This window comes from Kluyvera intermedia (assembly GCF_021440345.1).
GTDB classification, from domain to species: Bacteria; Pseudomonadota; Gammaproteobacteria; order Enterobacterales; family Enterobacteriaceae; genus Kluyvera; species Kluyvera intermedia_A.
In genome coordinates this window covers 1-3,675 of record NZ_JAKCNS010000107.1, presented here as the reverse complement: position 1 = coordinate 3,675, position 3,675 = coordinate 1, and the positions used below count along the sequence as shown (strand labels likewise).

The 3,675-nt window shown below is 48.9% G+C and carries 3 protein-coding genes; 1 reads left to right on the top strand and 2 read right to left on the bottom strand.

Annotation, left to right across the window (positions count from 1 at the left end):
• Positions 1-55: 55 nt before the first annotated feature.
• A complete protein-coding gene (locus tag LZ634_RS21095) occupies positions 56-2,044 on the bottom strand; it encodes a TonB-dependent receptor domain-containing protein (protein WP_234508721.1) in 1,989 nt (662 codons plus the stop codon).
• A gap of 10 nt (positions 2,045-2,054) precedes the next feature.
• Positions 2,055-3,113, bottom strand: a complete 1,059-nt coding sequence (locus tag LZ634_RS21090) for a YncE family protein (protein ID WP_234508719.1) — start codon at positions 3,111-3,113, stop codon at positions 2,055-2,057.
• Positions 3,114-3,327: 214 nt separating this feature from the next.
• Between LZ634_RS21090 and LZ634_RS21085 the strand changes: the two genes are divergently transcribed.
• Positions 3,328-3,675 (top strand): polyketide cyclase (locus LZ634_RS21085; RefSeq protein WP_234508717.1); only part of this gene is annotated, 348 nt, incomplete at its 3' end.

Below are 3,675 nucleotides of genomic sequence, written 5' to 3'. Positions count from 1 at the left end.
CTTGTTCGCACCTTCCCTAATAAATGCCGGAGCGTACCCGCTCCGGCGACATATTTTAGAACTCGTAACGTGCGCCAATGTTATAGCGACGTCCTTCAAGCATGGATGTTTCGTTATAGGTCGTGGTGTAGATTGGGTTCACGTCAAATACGTTATAAACCCCGGCCATCAAGGTGATGTTTTTGGTCGCACGATAGCGGGCACCTAAATCAACCAATGCATAAGCCTCCGTTGCGGTTGATTTACCAATATCCGGTGAGTTGCTGCGCCAGCTTGCTTTAGTCCACAGATCCAGATCGTTGGTAGCATTCCAGGTCAGAGAGACGTTGGCCATACTGGTTGGGAAATCGCTCAACGCGTAGCCTTTATACTCACCGCTTTTCTGCTCGCTATGGGTATAGGTGTAGTTGACGTTTGCTTTCAGGGAAGGCGTTACCTGCCAGTCTCCATTCAGCTCCAGGCCGTAAACTTCCGCATCGCTGACGTTGAAATACTGGGAGACGCTTTCGGCGGTGTAGCCGTTATAAACACACTTCTGCGTCGACGTTTCAGTACAAATTGTATAGTCGCTGATTTTGTTCTTAAACCGGGTGTGGAATACAGTTGCATCCAATGCCAGCTTATCTTGTTGCCAGTAAAGCCCTAACTCGGTGTTGATGCTTTCTTCTGGTTTCAGGTCGTCGTTACCAATCCCAATATAGGAATAAGGGTAGGCGCCGTAAACGCTGGTAAAGCCGGAGTTGTTTTCACGTAAGTCGGGTTTTTTATAACCGGTCGATACGCCGCCTTTCAGCGCCCAATTCTGGTCGATGGTCCAGTTACCGTACAGTTTTGGCGTCACGTGATAACCGAAGTAGCTATCATGATCCAGACGAGCCGAAGTGGTCAGCGTAAAGTCCGGCACAATCATCCACGCATCTTCCGCAAATACGGCCCAGCCGTAGCGGGTGATTTTGCTGACCGGCGTAACGCCGGCAACGGCTTTATCCTCTATATCGAAGGTATCATTCAGCTCATTGCGCGTGTAGTTCGCACCCAGCGTCAGTTTATGATCGCCAAGAGTGAAGGTGTTGGCGCTGTTGGCTTCAAAGTTGCGCTGTTCAATAAACTGCGGCGCCATTTCCTCGACGCGATATTCAGTGCGTGCTTTTTCATAGCTGATGAAGTTCTTCACTTCCAGCAGGTCATCGCCGTACCAGGCGTGCTGCGAAAGTGACGCCGCATCACGGTCGAAGCCCCAATACCACGGACTGCCCGGGTTATGACTTTTTTCCTGATGGCCGCGAGAAGCATTCAGATCCCACAGCTGGGTATCGGTCGGCGACATTGAGACAGTGGCGTCCAGGTTCCCCGCTTCATGTTTCACAAAGCGCGGTTTCTTTGGACTATCATCATCGCGACGATCCAGGTAGTCGGCTGCCACGCTGACGCCGAGTTTGCCGGGGATAACCGGGCCCATCAGGAAGGCATTGGTTTGGTTGGTATTGCCGTATTTACTTTGTTCCTGCAGGAAATAATTGTCTTCCAGCACCCCGGTCCAGTTTTCCAGGTTGTAGCCTTTTTTGGTGATAACGTTCACCACGCCACCTATGGAATCGGAACCATAAAGAGAGGACATCGGCCCGCGGATAACCTCAACGCGTTCGATGGCGGCCATGGGTGGCAGAAAGGAAGCCTCGGTACCAATATGATGGCCGTAGGGGCGTGACTCTCGGGTTGCTTGTTTGATGCCGTTAACCATATACGATGTATAGGATGAATCCATCCCGCGCATCTGTACATCGCCGCTGGCAAGAGTGCCGTGGCCGTTGCCCACCAGAACACCCGGCATTTCATGTAACGCTTCAGTGACGTTTTGGTTCGAGCGCGTGTTTAATTCTTTTTCATCAACAACCGATATCGTAGCCGGTGCTTCCCGACGTTCCTGGCTAAAACCGGTGGCAGTGACCACCATCTGATCTTCGTTATTGGCGGCATATACAGCCGTTGGCAGGTTAGCAAAAGCGAGTGAAATGGCCACGGCAATACGTGTTTGGGTAATCACGGATACTTCCTCAGAATTTAGTGAGATCGATTTTTACGACGTAGTCAGACTGATCGCTTTTTTCGTCTTGCTTGACGCTGACATACAGCGTGTTTGCATCAGGAGATAGCACCAGGCTGTTGGGCATCGCCGCGGTTTTGATGGTGTGCTTCACGCGGTAGGTTTTTGCATCGATAACGCTAATCTGCTGGTCGTTACGGTGAGTGACATAAATTTCATGACGGGCTGCGTTATACACCACAGCAATGGAGTTAGGCGTTGGGATCCGCTGAAGGAGTTTGCCGGAATCAAGGGCGACAACAAGAACATCGCGAGTGTTGGTATCGGCGATGTAGCCTTCATTTTTGGCGGTGTTCAGCGCGATATTGAGGAAGTAGTGTTTCGGTTCTTTAGGATCAACCGCGACGCGGGAAAGCACTTTTGAAGTTTTGCCATCCAGGGTCAGCAGCTCGCCTTTACCGGTGACGGCGTACACTTTATCGCCGGTTTCATCTACCGCGAAACCAACCGGATCGAACTTCTCAATGGTATTAATCAACTGCTGTTTTTGGGTATCAACGACCCAAAGCAGGCCGCTATCTTTGCCACCAATCCCGGAGACATAGAGGCGGTGATGCTTCTTATCGAGAACCACTTCACGAACATGGGCGGTTTTTTTCGGGTTGCTCTCGTCGCTCAACTGGATGGTGTTGATAACGTTATTCGTACGCGTATCCAGAAGTGCAATTGAACCTTCCATGGCGTTGCCCAGATAAAGGGTGTGATTAGCTTCATCTAAAGCAACGGCAAACGTACGGCGATTGGTAGCAATTTTATCGTTAATTTTCAGTGAGTTTGCATCAAGTTGAAAGACCAGCCCAGCCGTTTTATCTTTCTCAAACGAAGGAGCAGACGCTGCATAAAGCGCGTTTTGTCCTTTATCATAGGCAAGCTCATAGACACCATGACCAAGAGACTGCGATTGAAAGTCTTTCTCAGTAAAATCAGCGGCGTTAACAAGGCTGGCGTGGATGGAAAAGGAGAGGGCGAGGGCACGAAAAACCGTCTTCTTTACATTTTTTGTAGACATGTAAGTTTCCTTTGCAAATTTTTACAAAGCAAGATGTTAATGGTAACTACTATCATTTGCAATTAAGATCCATTCGCATTTACCTACTAAATTTTGCGTTGAAACGAAGGGAAAATGGATGAGTGTTTTAGAGAGATTTGGCTAATTGACATATTGGCTGATGGTGACAATGTATGTGCATCTGTTCACTTACATTTAATCACCGGAGTCTCTGATGAACGAAAGCCGCGTCTGGAGTAAATCTTTCGAACTGAATGTGAGTTGCACGCCAGAAAAAATATGGCAGGCATTCATCGATACCGCTAACTGGAAGCAATGGAACCCAGGCGTAAAATCCATTCAGATCGAAGGACCGTTTCTCGCAGGAACATGGTTTGCGATGGCGCTACCTGAGGGTGACATTATCCGTAGTCAGCTTAGCGAGGTTTCTACAGAAAAATACTTCATCGATAAAACCTGGGTGGGAGAAACGTTGGTCAGTGTCGAACACCGAATTGAAGCATCACAATTTGGCCAGAGTAAGCTTATCTACACAATCAACACCGGTAATGACTCCAACTTA